This window comes from Mesorhizobium sp. KR1-2, from assembly GCF_040045035.1.
Lineage (GTDB): Bacteria > Pseudomonadota > Alphaproteobacteria > Rhizobiales > Rhizobiaceae > Pseudaminobacter.
The window spans coordinates 157,038-177,942 of the sequence record NZ_JBDZDS010000009.1; the positions used below are offsets into that span (position 1 = coordinate 157,038).

Genomic DNA, 20,905 nt, shown 5'->3' on the forward strand with positions numbered 1-20,905 from the left:
CAGCCAGGTCTGTGGGTTCAGTCCTTATCCTGCGCCAGCAGCGCCAGCGCCGCGGCGGGGGCGGCGCTGCTCGCCTCGCTGCGGGCATCGTCGCTGGCTGCGATGAGTTCGGCGAAGTCGATGAAGGGCCGCTCCATGCGTTCCGCCAACCGCCCGATCTGCCAGCGGCCGATGCCGGCGCCCACGACCGGGGCAGCGCTGTCGGCCGCCAGCCTGCCCGCCACGCGGAAGGCGGCGTCGTGGACGGTGCGAAGCTGCTGTTCGCTGAACCAGCGGGCAAGCTCTCGCCATTCCGGCCGCGTGAGGTCGGAGGCGTCGCGCCCCACCATGCGGGCGAGGCGCGCGATGGAGCCCGCAGCGGTCTTGGCCTGGCCGTCCGCGGCAGGCTGCTTGTCGTCATTCTCGTCGAGCACGCCGAGGATGCGATGCACGTCGGCAATGGTCGCAAAATATTCGTTCATCAAGGGCGACATCACGCCCTTGACCGGCGCAGCCGAGGCCACGCCTATGAGGGCACTGCGGGTGAAGCCGGTATAGACCAGCTCGCCGGTGGCCAGCCGCTCGGCGTCGGTGTAGCCGTCATGCACGACCCGGCCCCCTTGCGCGACAAGGAGATCGGTGGTGGTCGACCCCATGTCGACGAACAGCGCATCACCGGCATGCTTGGCGACGAAGGCCGCGCTCGCGTGCCAGTTGGCTGAGGCGACGTCGGCGGCAAGCGCGGCCGCCTTGTCGGGCGCGACGAAGCCGGAGCGGCCGGCATAGATCAGCGCTTTGCCGCGAAAATGCTCGGTGACGATCCCGAGCAGCGAGGCGATGCCGGCCTCGCGGGAGGGAAAAATGTCGGACAGCTCGCCGGTCATGGTGAAGACGTTAAGGCGGCTGCCGGCGAACAGGGGTTGTGCGGCTCGGGCGGCATCGATGAGCCGGTCAAGGCCTAGCCAGATCGGCGTCGCCAGCGTCAGGGCCTCGACGATGCGCCCGTCCTCGGCGCGGGCGATCTTGAGATGCGCGCCGCCGATGTCGCAGCCAACCACGATGTTCTTTTCTTTGCTCACGCTTCACGCTTTCATGGGCTGGAATTGCCGAACCAAGGGTTGCAGATGCGTATCATTCCCGTGCTCGATCTGAAAGGCGGACAGGTGGTGCGCGCCGAGCAGGGACGGCGCGACCGCTACCAGCCGATCGTCACACCGCTCAGCGCAAATTCGGATGCGGTGGCTGTGGCCGAAGGGCTGCGGCGGTTGCACCCGTTCCCAACCCTTTATCTCGCCGATCTCGATGCCATCGAGGGTCGGAGCCCTAACCGCGAGGCGCTGGCGCGGCTGGCCGGGATGCAGGACGCGCCCGAGCTCTGGGTGGATGCCGGCTTTGCCGACGCGGCCGGTCTTGAAGCCGCCCTCAAAACGCCGGGGCTGTGTCCGGTGCTTGGCTCGGAATCGCAGACCGACGCGTCGCTGCTGCGCCGTTTCGCCGGGCATCCGGACCTTATCCTGTCGCTCGATTTCTTCGCGGATGGTTTTCGCGGACCCGCCAGCCTGCTCGAGGAGCCAGACCTATGGCCGCAGCGGGTGATCGTCATGACGCTGGCAAAGGTGGGCTCGGGGGCAGGGCCAGACTTCGCGCGGCTCCGCGAGATCAAGGCCAGGGCTGGCGGACGCGCGGTCATTGCCGCCGGCGGAGTGCGCGACGAAGCGGACCTGCGCGAACTGGCTCGCCTTGGCATCGCCGCCGCGCTGGTGGCAACGTCGCTGCATGACGGCACGTTGACGCCAGCGCAGATCGCGGCGGTGGTGGGACATGCGGCACGAGCATGAAACCTCAGCCGACGGCAGAGACCGGCCGAGCAGACATGCACCTACCCGTCCCGCTCGCCTTTCGCGGCGAGCGGAGGGCAAAACGCCTTCCGAAGGGTCACGATGATCCTGCGGATACGAGCTTCAGAACCCCAGAGACTTCATCAACCGGCGCCACAGACCTTCCGGCTTCGCAGAGGGTTTTGCCTGGGCGGGGCTGTCTCTTGTCTATGAGGCTCCAAAGGGGTGCTTCACGGAATCGCGTTTCGCAGTCGCCTCGGCCGCCGAAGGCGTGCCTGCGATGGCGCGCTGGATGGCTTCCTTCACGGCCTGGTAGTTGAATTGCTGGATCTTGGCGTCGTCGCTTGCTTCCCAGTGGATGAAGACGCCGACGCAGATGAAGACGTCGTCGGCTTCCTCGGCCGGGATGATGCCTTCCGCGACGCTGTCCTGGACCGCCTTCGCCACGGCGAACTGGGCGGGCCCGAACATCTGCAGCGCCTGCTTGGCGCCCTTGATCGTGACCTTGTTGAAGAGGACGGTGTTCGGTTTGCAGGGAAGGTTGGGCGTAAGCACCGCCAGAAGCGTGGTGAAGCCGTCCTTGTTGTTGGTGAGCGCGTGACAGAATGCGGATTCGACGGGGCTCCCTCTCGGGCCGATCAGCAAATCGACGTGAGCGACCTCGTTGCCGTCGCCGACAAGTGACTCGCCGACCATTACCTTATTGATCTTTGCCATGCCAATTCTCCTCCAAGACACAATTATGGTGCCCACTGATGCCGCTCTCGAGCACGCCCGATGGGCAGCTATCCTTGTTGGCAGCGTCCGGAAAACCCGGACCGGTTGGCTAGATAGCTGCGAAAGCACTGCTTCCGCCGCGGAAATTCAAACATCAACCCGGCGCTTTCGCAAGGTGAGCCCCCAGATTGTGGACTAAAAGACAAGCAACGGTGAGGTCCGCCGAGGTGCCGGGATTGATGTCTCTGGCCTTGAGCCGGGCATCGAAGGCCAAAAGTACTTCGATGCGCGTTTTTTCGTCGCCGGCGGCCTGGAATTCGCGCCGGACGGAAGTGGCCTCCGCGCGCACCGCCTCGGCGATCTCGGCTCCGTGCTTGCGCAGGATGTGGCTGTCCGGAAAGGCGGTCAGGAATTCCAGATAGGCATGCACGGCCGGCCACATGCCATGCTCGCCGCGTGCCACGGCCGCCCAAACAGCCGGCAAGCCCGCTTCGAAGATGTCGGCAAAGCCGGTGACATATTGGCTGCCGATGCGGTCGCGGCCGGAGGCCTCGCGCATTGCCTCGAGCAGCCCGGCCGTGGGGCGCTCATGCACGTCGTGCTTGGGTGCCTCGCCCAGCCCGCCCGGCGAGGCGAGCACGATCGCCTCGAACACGGCGGCGGTGTCGTCTAGGTCGATCGCATCGAGCACCCGCCGCAGATTGGCGCGCAGGTCAGCACCTTCCATTGCGGCCGCGGCGGCAAGCGGCGCGCAGAGCAGGACGATGCCGAGATTGGTGTTGGTGCCGACGGCGTCGCGCGTGGCGCGCACCGCTTCGCGGATACGCGAGCCAAGCGACAGCTCCGAATCAGTAAGCGGCGCCGACGAGACCCGCGCGCTGGTCAAAAACTGCTCCGTCGTCATGCGATGCCCGTCGGCGAAGCGATGCACATTGCCGGGCTTCAGCGCGTCGATTTCCTGCCGGCAGGCGTCCTCATAGGCGGCGCGGATGATTTCGCGGGACACCGTCATCCGCGCAGTGCCGCCGCGCCTTCGGCCTCAGGCGCTGTTTCGACCAGCTTCAGCGCCGGGCGGCCGTCTACGGCCTCCACCAGCGCCTCGGCGATGGCGTCGGCTATGCTGACCTGCGCCACCGATTGCAGGCCCGACCAGGCCGGCATGCTGTTGACCTCGAGCACGAAGAAACGGCCCTCGGCGTCGGCCACAATGTCTACCCCGGCAAAGGCGGTGCCAACCGCCGAAGCGGACGCCAGCGCCAGAGCCTCAAGCTCGGTATCGGCTTCCGCAATGTGCTCGGGCGTGGCGCCGCGGTTGACGTTGGTGATCCAGTCCTCGCCGCGCCGCGCCATCATGGCCACCACCCGGCCAGCGCAGACGAAGACGCGATAGTCGCGAAAGGGCGGGCCCGCGCGCGCGACATAGCGCTGGAGGTAATAGACCCCGTTGATCTCCTCCTCGGCGGGGAGGTCGGCCATCTCGCGGACCAACCGGATGCCGCGGCCCTGGGCGCCGAATAGGGGCTTCAGTACCAGCGGCCCCGATGCTGCCTCGCGGGTCACGACGGCCTGCGCCGCCGCCAGTCCTTCCACGGCGAAGGTGGCCGGGGTCGGCAGGCCGGCTTGGTGCAACAGGAAGGTCGTCGTCGACTTGTCGACGCAGTTCTCGATCGCCTTGGCCGAGTTCCAGACCGGCACGCCGAGCCTGCCCAGAGCGTGCAGCACGCCGAGCCGGCGGGTGATCGCCTCGAACGATCCCGCCGAGATCGAGCGCACCAGCACGGCGTCCGGCAACGATCCGTCCTCGAAGCCGGGAACGGCGAGGCCGGAGGAGCTTTCCGTGTCGAAGCCTATGGCCGATAGCGATGCTGTTACGGTCTCGCAGCCGCGTCGCTGGATGGCCGCGACGAGGCCCCGGGACTGCGCGCCGGAATTGTCGTTGACGACGAGTATCCTTGCCTTCACGCGCTTCTAGCCCAGGCTCTTTTCCAGCATCGTCAGATCGCGGCTGCCGGTACGGAACGTATCGCCGGTTTCGACCGCCGTCACGATGACTTCGGCCGGGCTGAACAGCAGCGGGTCGATGGCATAGAAGTCGCCCCTGAAGTGCCTGAAGACCTCGGCAAAGGGGCGCCCATGGTCGCGCGAGGCGCTGCTCGGCATCTTTTCGGCCAGGTCGCGGGCGTCGCTGGCGGAGCCGCGCACGAAAAGCTGCACCAGCCCGCCATAGATGATGGCGTCGTTGGTGCGGCCCATCGCGGTCAGGAAATCCGGATGCGGCGCGGGGATGGGGGCGGTGCCGACGCCGTCGACGATATGGTCGAGCGGGAATTTGAGATCGTTGGCCTTGTGCATTGCGACCTCCAGCACGCGGCTGACGATCTGCACTGCGCCGGCGATGCTTTGCGTCGGCGCATAGACGAAGGTGAGGTTTTCCGGCGCGAGCCCTGTCGCCGCCGCCACCTTTTCCACCACGGGGGCGGGCGGCGGCTTCCCGGTCTCAAGCACGATGACGGTCTGCGCCGCCTTTTCGTGGTAGCAAAGCGTCGCAAACAGCGGCTCGACACGCGCCAGGACGCGCACCGGCCCCGAACCCATGGCGAAATAATTGCCGCTCGACAGGTTCCAGCCGGCATATTGGCTGGCCAGGCAGGCGATCACCGGCTGCGAGGAGCGGACTTCGACGTTGAGCGGCCATTTGCCGGCCGCGCGGTTCATGACGGTCGAAAGCGTACCCAGCCCGCCCATGGTCATTTCGGCCATGCGCAGGCCGGCCTCGATGCTGCCTAGGGCGCTGGCGCCCGCATCGATCAGGCGTTCGCCTAGCGGGCCGGTGGAAATCGAGACGCGCAGTCGCTCGGCATCGTCGACCATGCTTTGGGCGATACGGACGGCGTTGTCATTGAGAAACGCGGAACCGTCTTTCATGGTCGCTCTCCCTCCCAGTTGTGCTGCAATGTTCTAGTGCGTTCGGCCAGGGTCCGCCGCGCCGCCTCGGCGCTGGGGCCGCGGGCAAAGATCGTGCAGACCGGATCGCCCGCCTGGAGTGCGGTGCCGGCGGATTGGCGGTCCGCGACCCAGTCGGGCCATGCGATTGCGGGAAAGCTGCCCACCGGCCGGTCGGCATAGGCAATCGTCGAGGCCATGCAATCCGTAAAGCGGGGCAGCCGACAGGGCTCGCCGCGCGCGGCGCAAAGATGCGCCTCGATGAGCGGGGCGTCGTCGGCATCGAATATGTCGAGCGTGGCGCCGGGACGTGGGTTGATCTCGAGCAGATGATAGCCGTCCGTGCTGCGGATCAGGTCTGCGCTGCACAGGCCGACAAGGCCGGCGCGGCGGGTGAGCGCGGAGAGCCAGCCGCCGATGGTCGCCGCGTCGCCGCGGTCGAAGCGCCGCAGGCGCACCGCCCCGCCATAGCGGTAGGGCGCATTCGGGGCAGGCGACAGGAACTGCCGGCTGAAGCCGACGACGTGGGCGCTATCGCCGTCGCCCACGAACAGGGCCGAGACGTTAGCACCGGCGATGCGGCGCTGGAAGTAGCGGCCGGGCTGCGCCGCGTCGCCATTGGCCGGGCGAACATGGGTTCCGCCCGCGCCGCCGTCTCGCTTCACCAGCCAGTTTTCCGGGTCTGCGGGCGGCTCGCGCCGCAGCGCCGGATGCGGGATGCCGAGTTCGGCGCAGTCGGCGGCAAAGGCTTCGGGATTTTTCACCCGGCGGATCGCCTCGCCGCCGCAGCCGGCGAGCGGGAAGCGTCGGGCGATGGCATCTATGAGGTCGGGCTGGCGCTCGAAGCCGGAGCCACAGACGACCGCGGCCGGCTGCTCCGTCCCGGCAAGCTGAGCCAGCGTCTCCACGACCCGGGCCGCCTCTATGCCGTTGTGCAGGTCGCCGGGCAGCACGACGGCGCGGTCCGCGAGCGCGCGCGTGTCGTCGTCGCAGAAAAGGTCGGCGACGAGGGCACGGTAGCCGGCCCGCCGTGCCGCCGCGGCCAGCGCACGGCCGGATATCGCCGCGATAAGAACGGCCCCGGATTTATTTTGCGATCTCGCGGGCAAGGGAAAATGCGTCCTGAAAATCGAATGCGACCGCCTTATCGGCTTCTATCATCTTTTGAAACAAACCGAATTCGGTCTTGTACTTGACGCCGCCGATGGCCAACGGACCGATGCCGACAGCCTTTGTCGCTTCGATCGGGTCGCCGTTGGCGTTGACCGCCAGGCCTTCGATGCCCGCCGGCGGCACGGCGTTGACGTCGGCGGCAATGAGCAGGTCGCGGGTTGCGGCGAGCGCATCGTGCGACAGCACCTGCACGCCTGCCTTTGCGGCGCAAAGCACCACCTCGCTCGCGCCGACCGCTGCGGCTTTCTTTTCGTCTGTCGAGCCGTCGACGGGTGTGACCGTTACGCCGAAGCGGCCCTGTATCTGGTCGGCGATCTTCCCCACGCGCTCGATGCCATCATAACCGACGATTGTCACCTTGGCGCCTTCGCGTGCGGCAATGACCGCCGTGCAGAAGCCGACCACCCCGGTCGCGCCGAACACGGCGATGTGGGTGTCCTTCAGGCCGCGCTCGAACTTCTTCTGAAGCAGCTTCTCGACCTTGGCGACCATGGCGGCGGCGGTGGTGAAGGAGCCGGCTGGATCGGCGAACACCGAGATCTTGAAGGGCGGCACCATGGCCTTCTTCGCCGCGTCGAACATGTCCATCGCCAGCGACGCGTCCTTGCCGGCGATGAAGATGCCGGTGTCGACGCCGGCATCCGGCGGGCGCGAGAAGATCGCGTCCTGCACGAGGCCGGTGACCTCGGCAAGGGTGACGCCGACATAGGGGACGACCGCATCGAAGCCGGCGTCGACCGCCATGTTTACGTCGAACGGGCTCATATGCTTGAGCGGCGTGATCATGTGCAGGATGTGTTTGCGGGCCATGACGTGTCTTCCTGGCTGTGATTGAGGATGCCGGCGTGTGGCCGGGTATCCGTTGCTCTAACTGCCGACGAGATTCAGCACCGATGTGCTTATTCCGGCCCCCGCATTTCGACCCCGCACGATCCTGGTTTCGATCCCTTCCGGCAACGGGCCGGCCTCGCCGACGATCGCTTCCGCCTCCGCAGCCGGCGCGAAGGCGAAGCCCGTCGGTCCCCAGGAACTCTGGCCGATGCCGACCGCGCCGCCCTCGGCAAGGCGATGCGCTATCGCCTCGACGCGCCTGCTGGTGAAAATACCGCCCTGGGCCGGCGCGAAATAGGCGCCGATCAGGGCCTGGATGGCGGTGATGGCCGCCCCGAAGGCGGGCAGGTCGTGCTCCACCAGGGCCGGCATCACACCCATCAGCACGTGACGGCAGATTTCTCCGGCGCTGGCGGCAGGAAAGGGCGGCAGGTCGCGGAAAGCCTCGATCTCGTCCGTCCCATGGATGCCGTCCCTGTCCTTGTCCAGGATCAGGATGACGCGCCAATCGTCGGGAAAGGGCAGGCGGGCGATCACCGGGGGCTGCTTGCCGCTGTCGTCCTTGCCGGCGTCGACGATCAACCCGCCGCTCGCGAAGCTGGCGATGCCGATGCCGGAGCGCTCGCCCCGGCCGAGCAATATGGCGTCGGCGGCGGTGTCCAGCGGCAGTTTGTGCAAGGTGCGCAGCGCCGCGGCCACCGCGATGGCGATCTGCGTGCCGGAGCCGAGCCCGGCATGGGGCGGAATAGCCTGCTCGACCACCAGCCGGTGCGGCGTGCCGATGCCGAGATGCTGCGAAAGCCGGTTCAGATGTTCAGCCGCGCGCGCGGCATCGGGGCCGTGGGCGCTGGCCTCGTGGGCGCGCGACAGCGTCACCACCGTTTCCGGTTCGCTCAGCGGCAGGCCGAGGCTGCCGAAACGGCGTCCAGCATCGCCGCTCAGGTCGAGGAACCCGAGATGCAGCCTTGCCGGCACTTTTATGGTTACGGAGTTAGACATCTGCCCCCATGTGGGTGCATCATACATGCATCACAGTAGTTTAGGTGCCCGGCTCCATGATAACTGCTTTCGTCATTGGAGCAAGCGGGAGGAAAGGAATCACATGCGCGCCTGCAAAACTCTGTGGGATAGGTGGAGGCGACCATGAGTGACCAAAAGCAAGCTGCCAAGGAACATGTCTATTCCGAGGCCGAAATTGTCGAGAGGCTCCAGAAGGAGCTGCCGAAGTGGTACTACGAGAATGGCTGGATCAGGCGCAAATACAAGACCCATAGCTGGAAATCCACGCTGATGGTGATCAATACTGTCGGCCACCTGGCCGAAGCCGCCTGGCACCATCCCGATCTCGCGGCTTCCTATGCCTGGGTCGAGGTCAAGCTGATGAATCACGCGGCCAAGGGCGTCACCGACAAGGATTTCGAACTCGCCAAGAAGATCGAGTCGGTCGTGCAGTGGCAACCGGCACAGGAAGGCGGTGCATTGGAAGGCACCCCGCCGACGGACCAGCGCTTTGCCTACATCAAATACGATTGACGCAATGCGCATTGTCCGCCTTAATCGGTTCCAGGCGAATATTTCGCCGGAAAATTTTTGTTTAAAGTCAGATCGGCACCAGAAAGTTGCATAGCATGACGGTTGCATGGATCGGCGACCGGGGCGTGCCTGTAGCTGAGGCGGCAAAGCATGCCGCCGGGCTTCTGGTAACCAGTCTCTGTCCCGTTTTCAGCCTCGATACGGATGTCCACGGCACGCGCGCGGCGATTGCGTTGGCCCAGCGCACGGGCGCGGCCTACGACCAGCTCGAGGGCGAGGCGGTGGCGCGGGAAACCGCGCAGTACACCGATAAGGGCGGCATGTTCATCGCGCCGGGCGAGGCGCGGCGGCGCGCCGATGTCGTCGTGATCGCAGGCGAATTGCCGGCAGCCCACTACGATCTGATCGCCGAGCTTGCGAACGCTGCGCCCGATCTCGACGGCGGGGCCGGGAAGCGGCAGTTCTTCCTGATCGGGGCGGACACGCCCGCGCCCGGCAACATCAAGGCCACGCGGCTTTCCTGCGACGGCGGGCTGGACGCCACGCTGGCGGCGCTACGCGCGCAATGCGCAGGACGCAAGACCGCGCGGGAAGTGGCCCACTTCGACAGCTTCGCCAAGGCGCTGGCGGAAGCAAAATTTCCGGTCTTCACCTTCTGCGGCCAGTCCCTCGGGGCGCTCGGGCTCGAGATGGTGCAGGGGCTGATCGCCGACATCAACCGCAAGCAGCGCGCCTCCGCGCTGCATCTGCCTGCGAGCGAGAACGGCTGGGGCAGCACGCAGGCCTCGACCTGGACGACCGGCTTTGCGCTGCGCACCGGGCTTGCGCGCGGCCCTGCCGAGTTCGATCCATGGCGCTTCGACGTGGCGCGAATGATCGCCGACGGTGAAGCCGATTTGCATCTGGTCGTCTCGGCCGATGCCGGGCAGGTGCCCACCCATAAGGGGCTCGCCCTGATCGCGATCGCCAGGACCGACAAGCCGGTCGCGGGAGCCGCTGTCACCATTGCCATCGGCGAACCGGGCATCGACCACGACGCGGTCGTCTATTCGAGCCGCGTCGGCACGCTGGCGGCCGTGGAAGCGAAAGCGCCAAGCGAACTGCCTTCCGCCGCGACCGTGCTGCGCCAGATCGCCGAACACCTGCCGCATGAAGAGGCGCTGCCATGCTGACCAGGATCACCGGCGGCGAAATCGTCGATCCCGTCAACGGCCGCATCGGCAGGGGCGACCTCTGGATCGAGGACGAGACCATCGTTGCGGAGCCTTCCGGCAGGCAGCCCGATGTGACGCTCGACGCCACTGGCTGCGTGGTGATGGCGGGCGCCATCGACATCCACTCGCATATCGGCGGCGGCAACGTGAATACGGCCCGGCTGCTCTTGCCCGAGCAGCACAAGGCGCATGCGCTGCGCCCGGCCGCGACCCCGCTCTCCAAGGTCGGCTGGACGACGTTCGAGACCGGCCGCCTCTACGCGCAAATGGGTTTTACCACGGTGGTCGAGCCGGCCATGTCGCCGGATGCCGCGCTGCACACCCATCTCGAACTCGCCGACATTCCGATCATCGACAAGGCGACGCTGGCGATCCTCGGCAACGACGACTTTTTGCTCTCGATGATCCGCGACAGGGCCTCGCCCCGGATGATCGAGGACTATGTCGCCTGGACGGTGGCTTCGAGCCGCGCGCTCGGGGTCAAGGTCATCAATGCTGGCGCGGCAGCGGCCTTCAAGGAGAATGTGCGCACCTTCTCCTTCGACGACGTCGTGCCTTTCTACGGCACCAGCTCGCGCAGCATCGTCAAGACGCTGCAGGCGGCGGTGACCTCGCTCGGCATTCCGCATCCGCTGCATGTCCACTGCAACAATCTCGGCGTGCCCGGCGCGCCAGAGACAGCCGCGGAGACCATGGCGGCAGCGGAAGGGCTGCCGCTGCATCTGGCGCATCTGCAGTTCTATGGCTACGGCACCGAGGGCAAGCGCGGGTTCTCCTCCGGGGCCGCGCGGCTCGCCGAGCTGGTCAATTCGACGCCCGAGATCACCATCGACGTCGGGCAGGTGATGTTCGGCCAGACGGTAACCATCTCCTCCGACGTGCTGCGCCAGTTTTCCGCGCGTGGCACCGCCAATCCGAGGAAGTCGGTTATCATCGACGGCGACGCCAATGGCGGCGGCATCGTGCCCCACCGCTATCGCGACGATTTCTACGGCTCGCTGCAATGGGCGATCGGGCTGGAACTGTTCCTGCTGATCCAGGACCCGTGGCGCGTGTTCTTCACAACCGACCATCCCAATGGCGCGCCCTTTACCGCCTATCCGGAGATTTTCGAGCTGCTGATGAGCCGCGAGGTGCGCGCGAAGGCGATGGAGGGGCTTTCGCAGAGGGCGTTGAATTTCTCGACGCTGCCCTCGCTGACGCGCGAATACACGTTTGAGGAAATTGCGATCATGACGCGGGCCGCCCCCGCCAAGCTGCTGGGCCTGAAGGATCGTGGCCATCTGGGGGCCGGGGCGCTGGCCGATGTGGCGGTCTATCGCAAGGGTAACGACATTGCGCGGATGTTCCGCTCGGCGGCCTTCGTGCTGAAGAACGGCGAGCTGGTGGTGGAGGACGGCATCGTCAAAAACTATCGCTGGGGCAAGACGCTGCGGCTGAAGCCGGAGCCGGACAAGGCCATGGTGAAGCGGCTGGAGGCCTACCACCAGGAACGCTGCGGCCTGTCGCTGAACTGGTTCGACTTCCCCGATTCCGCCATACAGCGCGAGCAGCCCTTCAGCGAGGTGTCATGCAACGCTTGACGGTCAACGGCGTCGCCATCGACGACACTTTTGCCGAAGCCTTCGGCATGCGCGCCACGGCCATCATCATCACCGGGCCCAACCGCAAATGGGCGCGGCAGGCGGCAATCACCATGACCGGCTTTGCCACCTCGGTGATCGGCTGCGGCTGCGAGGCGGCGATCGACGTGGAATTGCCTGCTTCGGAGACGCCGGATGGTCGGCCCGGCTGCCGGGTGATGATCTTTGCCGTCAGCACCGACGAATTGCAGAAGCAGCTGCAGAACCGGCTCGGCCAATGCGTGCTGACCTCGCCAGGCAGCGCCTGCTTTGCCGGGCTGAACGGCACGGCCGATCTCAAGCTCGGCGCGGCGCTGCGTTATTTCGGCGACGGCTGGCAGGTGTCCAAAAAATTCGGCGGCAAGCATTTCTGGCGGGTGCCGGTGATGGACGGCGAGTTCCTGTGCGAGGCCACCACGGGGCTGACCAAGGAAGCCGTCGGCGGCGGTAATCTGCTGCTGGTAGCCTCATCCAATGCCAAGGCGCTGGTCGCGGCGGAAGCGGCGGTTGAGGCGATCGAGAAGGTGCCGGGAGCGATCATGCCGTTTCCGGGCGGCATCGTTCGTTCGGGTTCCAAGGTCGGCGGCAAATACAAGGGCATGATGGCCTCGACCAACGATGCCTTCGCGCCCACGCTGCGCGGTGTGGTGAAGAGCGAACTCGGCCCGGAGGACAACGCCGTGCTGGAAATCGTCATCGACGGCGAGACCAGCGATGCGGTGGCGGCTGCCATGAAGGCCGGCATCGCGGGGGTCACGGCGCTAGGACCCGAGAAGGGCGCCTCGCGCATCAGTGCCGGCAACTATGGCGGCAAGCTCGGCAAGTTCCACTATCATCTGAAGGATTTGCTGCCGTGAAGCTGCTCACCTTCACCTTGCGAGAGACCCCGCCGGAACGGCTCGACCTTTCGCAACTCACACCCGAGGGGCTGGCGGGCTTGTCAGCGAAGGAAATCAGCGAGATCCGGCTTGGCATGTCGAAGCGCGGGCTGAAAGTGGGCGACATCTTCCGTGTGTCCGGCAGCGACGTGAAGAACATCGTATTCGAAGGCGGGAGTTCCCGTTTCGACGGCGTCGGCACCGAAATGGGCGAAGGCAGCATCCGCGTTGCCGGCGATGTGGGCGCGCAGGCGGGCCGAAAGATGCGCGGCGGCCAGCTTCTGGTCGAGGGAAGCGCCGGACCCCATGCCGGCTCCTGCATGCGCAAGGGCCGGCTGGAAGTTCTTGGCGATGCTGGCGACCACCTTGGCGGGCCGCTGGCGGGCGAGCTTGCAGGCATGAATGGCGGCGTGCTGATCGTGCGCGGCCGCGCCGGCGACTATGCGGGCGACCGCATGCGGCGCGGCGTGGCAGCCGTGCTGAAGGGCTGCGGCGATTATGCCGGCGCGCGCATGATTGCCGGCACGCTGGCCGTCACCGGCGGGGTAGGGCGCGTGCCGGGCTATCTGATGCGGCGCGGCTCGATCCTGCTCGATCGCATGCCGGAAAAACTGTCGCCCAGCTTCGTCGAATGCGGCGCCCCCGACAGTGTCTTTGCCGCCGTGTTCGATCGCTATCTGGTGGCTGAGGGCATTTTGAAACGCCCGCTGCTGGGTTCCGCGCCGGGCAAGTTCGGCGGCGACAATGCCGTGGCGGGGACCGGGGAGATCTTGTTTAGGCGGTGATTAGCGGCGTTCTGGCGCCGCTGTGGCCGTTGGACCGCCGAGGCATGGGTCCCCGGAACCTCCGCATTTCGCTCCGCTCATGCTCCGGCCCGAGGACGACGGATTGAGAGGTTCGCGTCCCACAGATCGATGCAAACCTCAGCCGTCATCCCCGACATCGTGAGCGAGTGAACGAGCCGAGCCCCTCAATCCGTCGTCCTCGGGCCCGAAGCCCCGCAGGGGCGTAGGGTTCCGGGGACCCATGCCTCGACCGATCTGAAGTCCAAGCAGTTGCAGAACTTCGCAACAGCGACGTCTCAATGCTCGCCGTCGCAAAGCTCGTGATGGGCGAGCGCGCGGATGACGTAGCAGTCCTTCACCTGGTCGCCGTGGCAATGGGTAGTGATGCGCTCGAGTTCGGATTCGAGACGCTTCAGCTTTTCGATTTTCTTGCGGACGGCCCGCAACTGCTCGGCCGCGATGCGGTCGGCGTCGGCGCAGGGGCGATCGGGATGGGCGCTGAGGTCGATCAGCTTGCGGATGGCTTCGAGCGTCAGGCCAAGGTCGCGGGCGTGGCGGATGAAGGACAGCCGGTCCTTCTCTTCGGTCGTATAGCGGCGCTGGTTGCCTTCCGACCGCTCGGCGGCCTCGATGAGCCCCATCTGCTCGTAATAGCGGATGGTGGGTACCTTGACGCCAGTCTGGCGCGACAGGTCGCCGATGGTCAGCATGGTCTTCTCCATAAAGCTCTAGTCGCTAGAGATGTGGGGCGAGGCGGCGCGCAGATCAAGCCGGAGGACGGCGGGACGCGACAATTGGACCCGGCAGAGCCAATTTCGGCCTAAAAGCCGCAAAAGACCCCTTGTAGCTCTAGTTGCTAGAGGTGTTACGCGGGTTCCATACCATCAGGAGCAAGCCATGTCCGCCCGGAGCCACGCGCATTCCAACATCGTCAAGCTTGATGCCGCATGCTGCGGCCATGACCATGCTGGAACGACGGCGGCGCGACATGAGCACCCTCACGACCATGCGCATGGCCATTGTCATTCTCATGGCCACGATCACGGGCATGACCATGCCCACGGTCATGCGCATGGCCACGGGCATGACCATTCGCACAAGCACGATCATGGCCACGCTTGCTGCCAACATGACCATGATCACGGTGCGCCTGCGGCTGACATCACCGCGGCGCCGGTGGTTTCTGGCCGCAGTTTTCGCGTGTTCGGCCTGGACTGCGCCGAGGAAGTGGCAACGCTGAAGTCCGCCATTGGCCCGGTGGTGGGCGGCGACAGCCATCTCGCCTTCGACGTGCTCAACGGCCGCATGACCGTCCTTCCCAGCGCGGGATCGATTCAGAGCGATACGGTCATGTCGGCAATCGCGGCCACCGGCATGCGGGCCGAGCCATGGCAGGAGGGCGCGCCGCCGGCCAAGGATTCGCGGTTGGCGGAGCAGAAGCTCTACGCCACACTCAGCGGCCTGTTCCTGCTCGCCGGCTTCGTCATCCATGTCATGACCTCGCCGGGGCAATCCTGGCTCGAGATCTTCGGCTTCCATCATCCGGCCGGAACGCCCCTGGCCGAGCAGGCGGCATTGCTGTTGTCCGTCATCACCGGCGCCCGCTTCGTTGTGATCAAGGCCTGGTATGCGCTGAAGCGCCTGTCTCCGGACATGAACCTTTTAATGATGGTCGCCGTCGTTGGCGCCTTGACCATAGGCGAGTGGTTCGAGGCGGCTACCGTCGCCTTCCTGTTTGCCCTTTCGCTCATGCTCGAAAGCTGGAGTGTCGGGCGCGCGCGCAATGCGGTTTCGGCTCTGCTGGATCTGGCGCCGCCGCTGGTGCGGGTGAAGGACGCAAACGGCGAGCGTGAGGTGAAGGCGGCGGACGTGCCCGTCGGCAGCCGCTTCATCGTGCGCGGCGGCGACCGCATCGCGCTCGACGGCCGCATCGTCTCGGGCGCCAGCGCCGTCAACCAGGCGCCGATCACCGGCGAGAGCCTTCCGGTCGCCAAGGAAGTGGGCGACGAGGTCTTTGCTGGCACGATCAACGGCGAAGGGCTGCTGGAGGTGGAATCGACCCGGGCCGCGACAGATACGACGTTGGCGCGCATCATCCGCATGGTTTCCGACGCACACAGCCGCCGGGCTGCAGTTGAGCAGTGGGTCGAGCGTTTTGCGCGCGTCTATACGCCTGCGGTGATGGTCCTGGCGCTGCTTGTCTTCACCTTGCCGCCACTGCTGTTCGGCGGGGCTTGGCATGCCTGGTTCTACAATGCGCTGGTGCTGCTGGTCATTGCTTGCCCCTGCGCACTGGTCATTTCCACGCCGGTTTCCATCGTCGCAGCGCTTGCCTCGGCCGCGCGCAACGGTGTGCTCATCAAGGGGGGCACCTTCATCGAACTGCCGTCCAAGCTGACTGCACTTGCCTTGGACAAGACCGGCACGCTGACCAAGGGCGAGCCGCAGGTGACGCATGTCATCCCGCTTTCCGGCCATGACGAGCGGGAACTGCTGGAGAGGGCCGGGGCGCTGGAGGCGAGAAGCTCGCATCCGCTGGCGGACGCCGTCATGCGCTATCTCGGCGATGGCGGTGTCGAGGCAGTGGCCGCCGAAGACGTCAAGCTTCTGCCGGGCAAGGGCGTGCAGGGCGTCTTCAACGGCAAGACCTACTGGCTGGGCTCCTGGCGCTACGCCGTGGAGCGGGGCCAGGCCGACGATGCGGTCGCGGCACAGGTTGCCGAACTGGAAAAGAACGGCGCCACCACCGTCGTCGTCGGCTCGGATGGGCATCTGTGCGGGGTCATAGCGTTCGCCGATACCGTCCGTCCCGAGGCGCAGGCCATACTCTCGGCGATGCGGGCGCAGGGCGTGAAGGAGGTCGTCATGCTGACCGGCGACAACCGCGCGGCGGCGACAAGCGTTGCGCGGCAGGTCGGCATCGACACGGTGAAGGCCGAGCTGCTGCCTGACCAGAAGGTCGAGGCCATCGACGAGCTGGCGAAGCGCCATTCGATGGTTGCGATGATCGGCGACGGCGTCAACGACGCCCCGGCCATGGCGCGCGCGCATTTCGGCATTGCCATGGGGGCGATCGGCTCCGACGCGGCGATCGAGACTGCCGACATCGCGCTGATGACCGACGACCTGTCCAAGGTGCCGTGGCTGATCCGCCATTCCAGGCGCGCCATGGGCGTCATCCGGCAGAACATCGTCTTCGCGCTGGGCGTCAAGGCGCTGTTCGTGGCGCTGACGGCGATCGGCATCGCCACCATGTGGGGCGCGATTGCTGCGGATGTCGGAGCTTCGCTGCTGGTCGTGGGCAATGCGCTGCGCCTGCTCGATGGCAAGACCGATGGCGCCTGACTGGCAAGGTTTCGTTAATCATGATTGCGAACAATAGGCGTCAAACATGATTTGACGCCCGCAGTTCCGCCACAGATCGTTGGCAAGCAGGAATCGGGTGACGGGCTTTCGGGGACGAACCGGATTTGAAACTGCTGCGCAGACTTGCTGTTCCTTTGACGGTGCTGGCGTTTTCGGCCGCACTTGCCGGTTGCGTGTCGAGCGTGCTCGACGCTGACCGGGGAATCAAGCCCATCCCGGCAAAGCTCGTCAGCCAGATGACCGCCAGGCAGATGAAGCCGTCAGACCCGATCGTGGTTCGCGTCTTCAAGGAAGAAAGCGAGCTGGAAATCTGGAAGCGCGACCGCAGTGGACGCTACGCGCTCCTGAAAACCTATCCGATGTGCCGCTGGTCGGGGCAGCTCGGCCCCAAGAAACGCAGCGGCGACCGCCAGGCGCCCGAGGGCTTTTACCAGGTTTCGGCGAATATGCTGAATCCGCTTTCGCAATACTACCTGTCGTTCAATCTGGGCTTCCCCAACCGGCTCGAGAGCGCGCTGGGCTACACTGGCGAGGCGCTGATGGTGCATGGCGCCTGCTCGTCGTCGGGGTGCTATGCGATGACCGACGACGGAGTGGCCGAGATCTATGCGATCGCGCGCGAAGCTCTGCGCGGCGGCCAGACTTCGTTCCAGGTGCAGGCGTTCCCGTTCAGGATGACGGCGCAGAACATGGTCCGGCATCGCAACGATCCGAACATGGCGTTCTGGAAGAACCTCAAGGAAGGCTACGACATCTTCGACGTCGCCCGCCGGCAGCCCAAGGTTTCGGCTTGCGCGCGGCGTTATGTGTTCGACGCCCAGTTCGAGGGTGGGGAGCCGAGCGACCCGCTCGCGGCCTGCCCGCCGATGACGATTGCCTCCGATCCGGCACTGATCGCCAAGCGCGAGGCCGATGAGCGTGCCATCGAAGCGGCCTCGACCGGCGGAACCGCCATGTCCATGCACGCCTATGCCGATGGCGGCATGCATCCGAGCTTCCGCGCTATGCTGCAACAGAGCGGCGCGAAGGAACTGGCGAAGAAGACTTCGCGCACGCGGGTGCCCGTCAGCCGTCCGGACGCGGTGTTGCCGGCCGATCAGGGCGCTCCCGGCAACTGAGGGCAGGCGCAAAGGTGTGCGGGTCGGCTTTCGGCCTCTGGACACACCGGCCAAGCCGCCTATCTTCGAAACAAATAGCTGTCGATTTTCAAGCATGTTCCATGTTCGAAGAGGCAGTTCATGTTCAGTCGCCGTTCGTTCATGCTCGGGCTGGCCTTTGCAGCGCTGGCGCCCCAGGCTGCTTTTGCCAGGTATAAGAAGCACTTCGCCCCCAATCCCAAATATGCGCCGCATCTGGTCGGGTATTCCCGACGTTACGCACCGGGAACCGTCGTGGTCGATCCGCATGAGAGGTTTCTCTATCTTGTAGAGCAACCGGGGATCGCCCGCCGTTACGGGGTGGGCGTGGGCAAGGCCGGGCTCGAATGGTCCGGCTATGCCGTGATCGGGCGCAAGGAGGAGTGGCCGCATTGGCGGCCGACCGACGATATGATCCGCCGCAATCCGCGCAAATACGCCAAATATTCAGAAGGCGTCGAGGGTGGGCCGCACAACCCGCTCGGTGCACGGGCGCTGTATCTCTACAGCGGCGGGCACGACACCTACTATCGCATCCATGGCACCAACGAGCCCTGGACGATTGGCCACGCCGTCTCGAACGGCTGCATCCGCATGGTCAACGAGCATGTCGAGGATTTCTACGACCGCGTGCGGATCGGCACTCCGGTGATCGTGCTCTGATGGGCCCGGCTTCTTAAAGCGAAGCCAAGCCCATCTATCACAGCAGATTTTGGAGAGACTGAGCGAAAATTGTGCCCCCGGCTGGTCCCTCGATAGCCCGAGGGACCTTTGCACCTGCCGGATTAACGGACGCAGAGGTGCGGCTGGCCATCAAAACCGATGAAAGTGCCGGTGCTGGGATTAAACGTACGGTAGCGGGTCGCGCAATATTCGAGCCAACCGGCCGACCGGACTACCGGAACCGCGGCTGCAACTGCAGGCGCGTAAAGCGGAGCCGTTCCGACGTAGTTGGGGTTGGGGCCGTACACGTTGGTAGTAGCGTACATCGGCGCTGCCGCCGCGTAGCCGGGACCATAGAGCGGGGCCGCACCTGAATAGACCGGCGATATCCCGTAGCTGCGCCCCCATCCCCAGTTGGGATAGGTGGCCGCACCCAACAGCAATGCGCCCGCAGCGACACCTCCAACAATCCACCACGCTGCTGCCGGGTTTGCATCGGCTGCCGGCATAGCGGCCAACGTGGTTGCGGCCACGGCCGTTGCGAGAACAGTAGTCCTGAGAAGCTGTTTCATAACTGTCTCCTTCTTCCTTCTTCTCGCGAGTCCGCCTGGGGAGACGGACAAAGCTTTACAAGAACATAGGGCGCAGAACTGGCCGAGGAGACACTCGCTCGAAATTGTGAACTGCCTGCGATGTCGGTTCTGACAGCCCGGGACACCGAATGGTATGGGGGATGCGGTGCAGTGCGCTCTGCGCTTCAGGGGCACGGTTCTGTCTGCCGTTGGAGCGGGTGCCTATCGCGGCGCTGTTCAGCCGGCGCACAAATGCTTGCGGCCGTCATAGCCGGTGAAGGTCCCGGAACCCGGATCGAAACTGCGATAGCGGTTCTGGCAATAGGTGTACCATTGTGGCGACCACGGCTGCAGCCCCACCGCCGCCGCGTTGGTATGGACGGGCACGGGGCTGATGAAGCTAACGGAAGAGTAGGTGGTCGCGAATGCAAGTGGCGGCACATAGGTGAAGCCAGGCTCTTCGACGTCGGGCCCGATATAGGAGTAATCGGGGGAGACCACGGGGGTTTGATAGTAGCGGGAGCCTCCCGATAGATCGAACGCCACCCCACCGGTCTGGATGCCAACGACGCCCGCAAAGGGGGGGCCGCCGTCGCTGGTGACGGGTTCCTGGGCATACGCCGCCGGCAAGCAGCCCAGCGAGGTTGCGGTCACGGCGGCGAGAACGGCGGCGGTCCTGAAAAAACAGTTCATGACAAACTCCTTCTCGCTACCCCGCTTCCAGGAGGCGCGGGGTCATCATCAAGAGGGCAGATATGGGCTAAAACGGGCCGAGCATTTCGGGCTCGATTTTTCGCCCTCAGTCGAATTCTGAAATTGCTCCGGGATATCGGATCCCGGTCGTTGCCGCTTCACGGCTGCAAGCAGGCGGCTTATTGTCCGCCTGCTGCAAACAGAACGGGCTTCAGCCGGCCACTGGACCGGCTGCCCCGACATCGCGGCTCAACCGCCGCAGAAATGCGCCACTCCATCATAGCCGATGAAGGTGCCGGTCGATGCATTGAAAGTGCGATAGCGGGTCTGGCAGTAGGCCAGCCACTGCGCCGACCACGGCTGCGGTGCCACCAACGCTACCCCAACGCGGCCGGCATAGAGCGGGCTGATGAAGCTCTGGGAGGAGTAGTTAGTCACTCCAAAGGTCCCGCTGGCATAGTCGGGTGCCGTGATCCCATAGGTGCCTGCAGCAGCAGCTGGTGCGGTGATCCCGTAGGTCGTGGTGCCGACAACAGCGGCCGGTGCCGTGATCCCATAGGCGGCGGGGGGAGCCGCAGGAGCCAGTGCCGCCAAGGCGGCCGGACTGACCGCCAGAGAGCCGTTGGGGAGCGGATAGAGACTGTAGTTTGGGTAGATAGTGAAGTCCTGGGCATTTGCGGCCGGCAGGCAAGCCAGCGAGGTTGCGGTCATGGCTGCGGCGAGAACAGTAGTTTTGAGAAAATAATTCATGACAAACTCCATCTCGCAAGCCCGGTTCCAGGGGAATGGGCCAAGCGTCGAGAGGAGAGATAGGGCGGCGGACCCGAAGGCAAGCCTCGGGAACGCCGAGGTGATTTGATTTGATTTTGATTGAGGCGGAGCGCCGGTGGGCTTCTGCCGCACCTTCATGCCGCGCGACCCTCGCGAGTGGGCGAGAAGCGGTCCAAGTGATTGGATTTACA

The 20,905-nt window shown here is 65.4% G+C and carries 22 protein-coding genes; 10 read left to right on the forward strand and 12 right to left on the reverse strand.

The features are described 5' to 3' along the window. Nucleotides 1–17 precede the first annotated feature (17 nt). The gene (locus tag ABLE85_RS18170) at nt 18–1,058 is read right to left on the reverse strand and encodes a hydantoinase/oxoprolinase family protein (protein ID WP_348794112.1); all 1,041 of its coding nucleotides are present in this window, start codon (nt 1,056–1,058) and stop codon (nt 18–20) included. Between ABLE85_RS18170 and ABLE85_RS18175 the strand changes: the two genes are divergently transcribed. Continuing rightward, nucleotides 1,008–1,817, forward strand: a complete 810-nt coding sequence (locus tag ABLE85_RS18175; protein WP_348794113.1) for a HisA/HisF-related TIM barrel protein — start codon at nt 1,008–1,010, stop codon at nt 1,815–1,817. The genes ABLE85_RS18170 and ABLE85_RS18175 overlap by 51 nt on opposite strands. A 207-nt stretch (nt 1,818–2,024) precedes the next feature. Here ABLE85_RS18175 and fae read toward each other — a convergent pair whose 3' ends face one another. The 7 genes from fae to ABLE85_RS18210 form a co-directional block, all read right to left on the reverse strand. Beyond that, complete coding sequence (gene fae, locus ABLE85_RS18180) at nt 2,025–2,534, reverse strand: formaldehyde-activating enzyme (protein ID WP_348794114.1); 510 nt, start codon at nt 2,532–2,534, stop codon at nt 2,025–2,027. 154 nt (nt 2,535–2,688) lie between these two features. Continuing rightward, nucleotides 2,689–3,546, reverse strand: a complete 858-nt coding sequence (locus ABLE85_RS18185) for a triphosphoribosyl-dephospho-CoA synthase (protein WP_348794115.1) — start codon at nt 3,544–3,546, stop codon at nt 2,689–2,691. Next, entirely contained in the window at nt 3,543–4,496 is a 954-nt protein-coding gene (locus tag ABLE85_RS18190; protein ID WP_348794116.1) for a RimK family alpha-L-glutamate ligase, read from the reverse strand. The genes ABLE85_RS18185 and ABLE85_RS18190 overlap by 4 nt, the downstream gene beginning before the upstream one ends. Before the next feature lie 6 nt (nt 4,497–4,502). Then, nucleotides 4,503–5,459 (reverse strand): methenyltetrahydromethanopterin cyclohydrolase, encoded by a 957-nt coding sequence (gene mch, locus ABLE85_RS18195; RefSeq protein ID WP_348794117.1) that lies wholly within the window; start codon nt 5,457–5,459, stop codon nt 4,503–4,505. Then, complete coding sequence (locus ABLE85_RS18200) at nt 5,456–6,586, reverse strand: ATP-grasp domain-containing protein (protein ID WP_348794118.1); 1,131 nt, start codon at nt 6,584–6,586, stop codon at nt 5,456–5,458. Before ABLE85_RS18200 ends, mch begins: the two co-directional genes overlap by 4 nt. After that, the gene (locus tag ABLE85_RS18205; protein ID WP_348794119.1) at nt 6,564–7,460 is read right to left on the reverse strand and encodes an NAD(P)-dependent methylenetetrahydromethanopterin dehydrogenase; all 897 of its coding nucleotides are present in this window, start codon (nt 7,458–7,460) and stop codon (nt 6,564–6,566) included. The genes ABLE85_RS18200 and ABLE85_RS18205 overlap by 23 nt, the downstream gene beginning before the upstream one ends. A 57-nt stretch (nt 7,461–7,517) precedes the next feature. After that, nucleotides 7,518–8,480, reverse strand: a complete 963-nt coding sequence (locus ABLE85_RS18210) for a beta-ribofuranosylaminobenzene 5'-phosphate synthase family protein (protein WP_348794120.1) — start codon at nt 8,478–8,480, stop codon at nt 7,518–7,520. 144 nt (nt 8,481–8,624) lie between these two features. Between ABLE85_RS18210 and ABLE85_RS18215 the strand changes: the two genes are divergently transcribed. From ABLE85_RS18215 to ABLE85_RS18235, 5 genes are all read left to right on the forward strand, one after another. Beyond that, nucleotides 8,625–9,014 (forward strand): 4a-hydroxytetrahydrobiopterin dehydratase, encoded by a 390-nt coding sequence (locus tag ABLE85_RS18215; protein ID WP_348794121.1) that lies wholly within the window; start codon nt 8,625–8,627, stop codon nt 9,012–9,014. Between the two features lie 95 nt (nt 9,015–9,109). Next, complete coding sequence (locus ABLE85_RS18220; protein ID WP_348794122.1) at nt 9,110–10,186, forward strand: tungsten formylmethanofuran dehydrogenase; 1,077 nt, start codon at nt 9,110–9,112, stop codon at nt 10,184–10,186. Beyond that, nucleotides 10,180–11,811, forward strand: coding sequence for a formylmethanofuran dehydrogenase subunit A (locus ABLE85_RS18225; protein ID WP_348794123.1), 1,632 nt, complete (start codon nt 10,180–10,182; stop codon nt 11,809–11,811). Before ABLE85_RS18220 ends, ABLE85_RS18225 begins: the two co-directional genes overlap by 7 nt. Further along, a complete protein-coding gene (gene fhcD / locus ABLE85_RS18230) occupies nt 11,799–12,707 on the forward strand; it encodes a formylmethanofuran--tetrahydromethanopterin N-formyltransferase (RefSeq protein ID WP_348794124.1) in 909 nt (302 codons plus the stop codon). The genes ABLE85_RS18225 and fhcD overlap by 13 nt, the downstream gene beginning before the upstream one ends. Beyond that, on the forward strand, nt 12,704–13,513 hold the full coding sequence (locus ABLE85_RS18235; protein ID WP_348794125.1) for a formylmethanofuran dehydrogenase subunit C: 810 nt from the start codon (nt 12,704–12,706) through the stop codon (nt 13,511–13,513). The genes fhcD and ABLE85_RS18235 overlap by 4 nt, the downstream gene beginning before the upstream one ends. A gap of 296 nt (nt 13,514–13,809) precedes the next feature. On the opposite strand, the gene ABLE85_RS18240 is transcribed toward ABLE85_RS18235, so the two are convergent. Beyond that, nucleotides 13,810–14,223, reverse strand: coding sequence for a helix-turn-helix domain-containing protein (locus tag ABLE85_RS18240; protein ID WP_348794126.1), 414 nt, complete (start codon nt 14,221–14,223; stop codon nt 13,810–13,812). A 248-nt stretch (nt 14,224–14,471) separates the two neighbouring features. On the opposite strand from ABLE85_RS18240, the gene ABLE85_RS18245 reads away from it, so the two are divergent. The 4 genes from ABLE85_RS18245 to ABLE85_RS18260 all read left to right on the forward strand — a co-directional run bounded on the left by ABLE85_RS18245 (nt 14,472) and on the right by ABLE85_RS18260 (nt 18,678). Continuing rightward, complete coding sequence (locus ABLE85_RS18245; protein WP_348794127.1) at nt 14,472–14,753, forward strand: hypothetical protein; 282 nt, start codon at nt 14,472–14,474, stop codon at nt 14,751–14,753. Continuing rightward, nucleotides 14,714–16,858, forward strand: a complete 2,145-nt coding sequence (locus tag ABLE85_RS18250) for a heavy metal translocating P-type ATPase (protein ID WP_348794128.1) — start codon at nt 14,714–14,716, stop codon at nt 16,856–16,858. The genes ABLE85_RS18245 and ABLE85_RS18250 overlap by 40 nt, the downstream gene beginning before the upstream one ends. Before the next feature lie 125 nt (nt 16,859–16,983). Next, nucleotides 16,984–17,997 (forward strand): murein L,D-transpeptidase family protein, encoded by a 1,014-nt coding sequence (locus tag ABLE85_RS18255; RefSeq protein WP_348794129.1) that lies wholly within the window; start codon nt 16,984–16,986, stop codon nt 17,995–17,997. 120 nt (nt 17,998–18,117) lie between these two features. After that, nucleotides 18,118–18,678, forward strand: coding sequence for a L,D-transpeptidase (locus ABLE85_RS18260; RefSeq protein ID WP_348794130.1), 561 nt, complete (start codon nt 18,118–18,120; stop codon nt 18,676–18,678). Nucleotides 18,679–18,800: 122 nt separating this feature from the next. On the opposite strand, the gene ABLE85_RS18265 is transcribed toward ABLE85_RS18260, so the two are convergent. From ABLE85_RS18265 to ABLE85_RS18275, 3 genes are all read right to left on the reverse strand, one after another. After that, nucleotides 18,801–19,250: a BA14K family protein gene (locus ABLE85_RS18265; protein ID WP_348794131.1), complete on the reverse strand. Its 450-nt coding sequence runs from the start codon at nt 19,248–19,250 to the stop codon at nt 18,801–18,803. 237 nt (nt 19,251–19,487) lie between these two features. Beyond that, the gene (locus ABLE85_RS18270; RefSeq protein ID WP_348794132.1) at nt 19,488–19,943 is read right to left on the reverse strand and encodes a BA14K family protein; all 456 of its coding nucleotides are present in this window, start codon (nt 19,941–19,943) and stop codon (nt 19,488–19,490) included. 249 nt (nt 19,944–20,192) lie between these two features. After that, on the reverse strand, nt 20,193–20,693 hold the full coding sequence (locus tag ABLE85_RS18275) for a BA14K family protein (protein WP_348794133.1): 501 nt from the start codon (nt 20,691–20,693) through the stop codon (nt 20,193–20,195). Nucleotides 20,694–20,905 lie beyond the last annotated feature (212 nt).

Excerpts from the sequence above, each read along its gene's own strand:
- ABLE85_RS18175 (WP_348794113.1), top strand. The coding sequence starts at position 1,008 with ATGCGCGCCGCCGATGTCGCAGCCAACCACGATGTTCTTTTCTTTGCT.
- fae (WP_348794114.1), bottom strand. The coding sequence starts at position 2,534 with ATGGCAAAGATCAATAAGGTAATGGTCGGCGAGTCACTTGTCGGCGAC.
- ABLE85_RS18185 (WP_348794115.1), bottom strand. The coding sequence starts at position 3,546 with ATGACGGTGTCCCGCGAAATCATCCGCGCCGCCTATGAGGACGCCTGC.
- mch (WP_348794117.1), bottom strand. The coding sequence starts at position 5,459 with ATGAAAGACGGTTCCGCGTTTCTCAATGACAACGCCGTCCGTATCGCC.
- ABLE85_RS18205 (WP_348794119.1), bottom strand. The coding sequence starts at position 7,460 with ATGGCCCGCAAACACATCCTGCACATGATCACGCCGCTCAAGCATATG.
- ABLE85_RS18210 (WP_348794120.1), bottom strand. The coding sequence starts at position 8,480 with ATGTCTAACTCCGTAACCATAAAAGTGCCGGCAAGGCTGCATCTCGGG.
- ABLE85_RS18215 (WP_348794121.1), top strand. The coding sequence starts at position 8,625 with ATGAGTGACCAAAAGCAAGCTGCCAAGGAACATGTCTATTCCGAGGCC.
- ABLE85_RS18220 (WP_348794122.1), top strand. The coding sequence starts at position 9,110 with ATGACGGTTGCATGGATCGGCGACCGGGGCGTGCCTGTAGCTGAGGCG.
- ABLE85_RS18225 (WP_348794123.1), top strand. The coding sequence starts at position 10,180 with ATGCTGACCAGGATCACCGGCGGCGAAATCGTCGATCCCGTCAACGGC.
- fhcD (WP_348794124.1), top strand. The coding sequence starts at position 11,799 with ATGCAACGCTTGACGGTCAACGGCGTCGCCATCGACGACACTTTTGCC.
- ABLE85_RS18240 (WP_348794126.1), bottom strand. The coding sequence starts at position 14,223 with ATGCTGACCATCGGCGACCTGTCGCGCCAGACTGGCGTCAAGGTACCC.
- ABLE85_RS18245 (WP_348794127.1), top strand. The coding sequence starts at position 14,472 with ATGACCATGCTGGAACGACGGCGGCGCGACATGAGCACCCTCACGACC.
- ABLE85_RS18260 (WP_348794130.1), top strand. The coding sequence starts at position 18,118 with ATGTTCAGTCGCCGTTCGTTCATGCTCGGGCTGGCCTTTGCAGCGCTG.
- ABLE85_RS18265 (WP_348794131.1), bottom strand. The coding sequence starts at position 19,250 with ATGAAACAGCTTCTCAGGACTACTGTTCTCGCAACGGCCGTGGCCGCA.
- ABLE85_RS18270 (WP_348794132.1), bottom strand. The coding sequence starts at position 19,943 with ATGAACTGTTTTTTCAGGACCGCCGCCGTTCTCGCCGCCGTGACCGCA.
- ABLE85_RS18275 (WP_348794133.1), bottom strand. The coding sequence starts at position 20,693 with ATGAATTATTTTCTCAAAACTACTGTTCTCGCCGCAGCCATGACCGCA.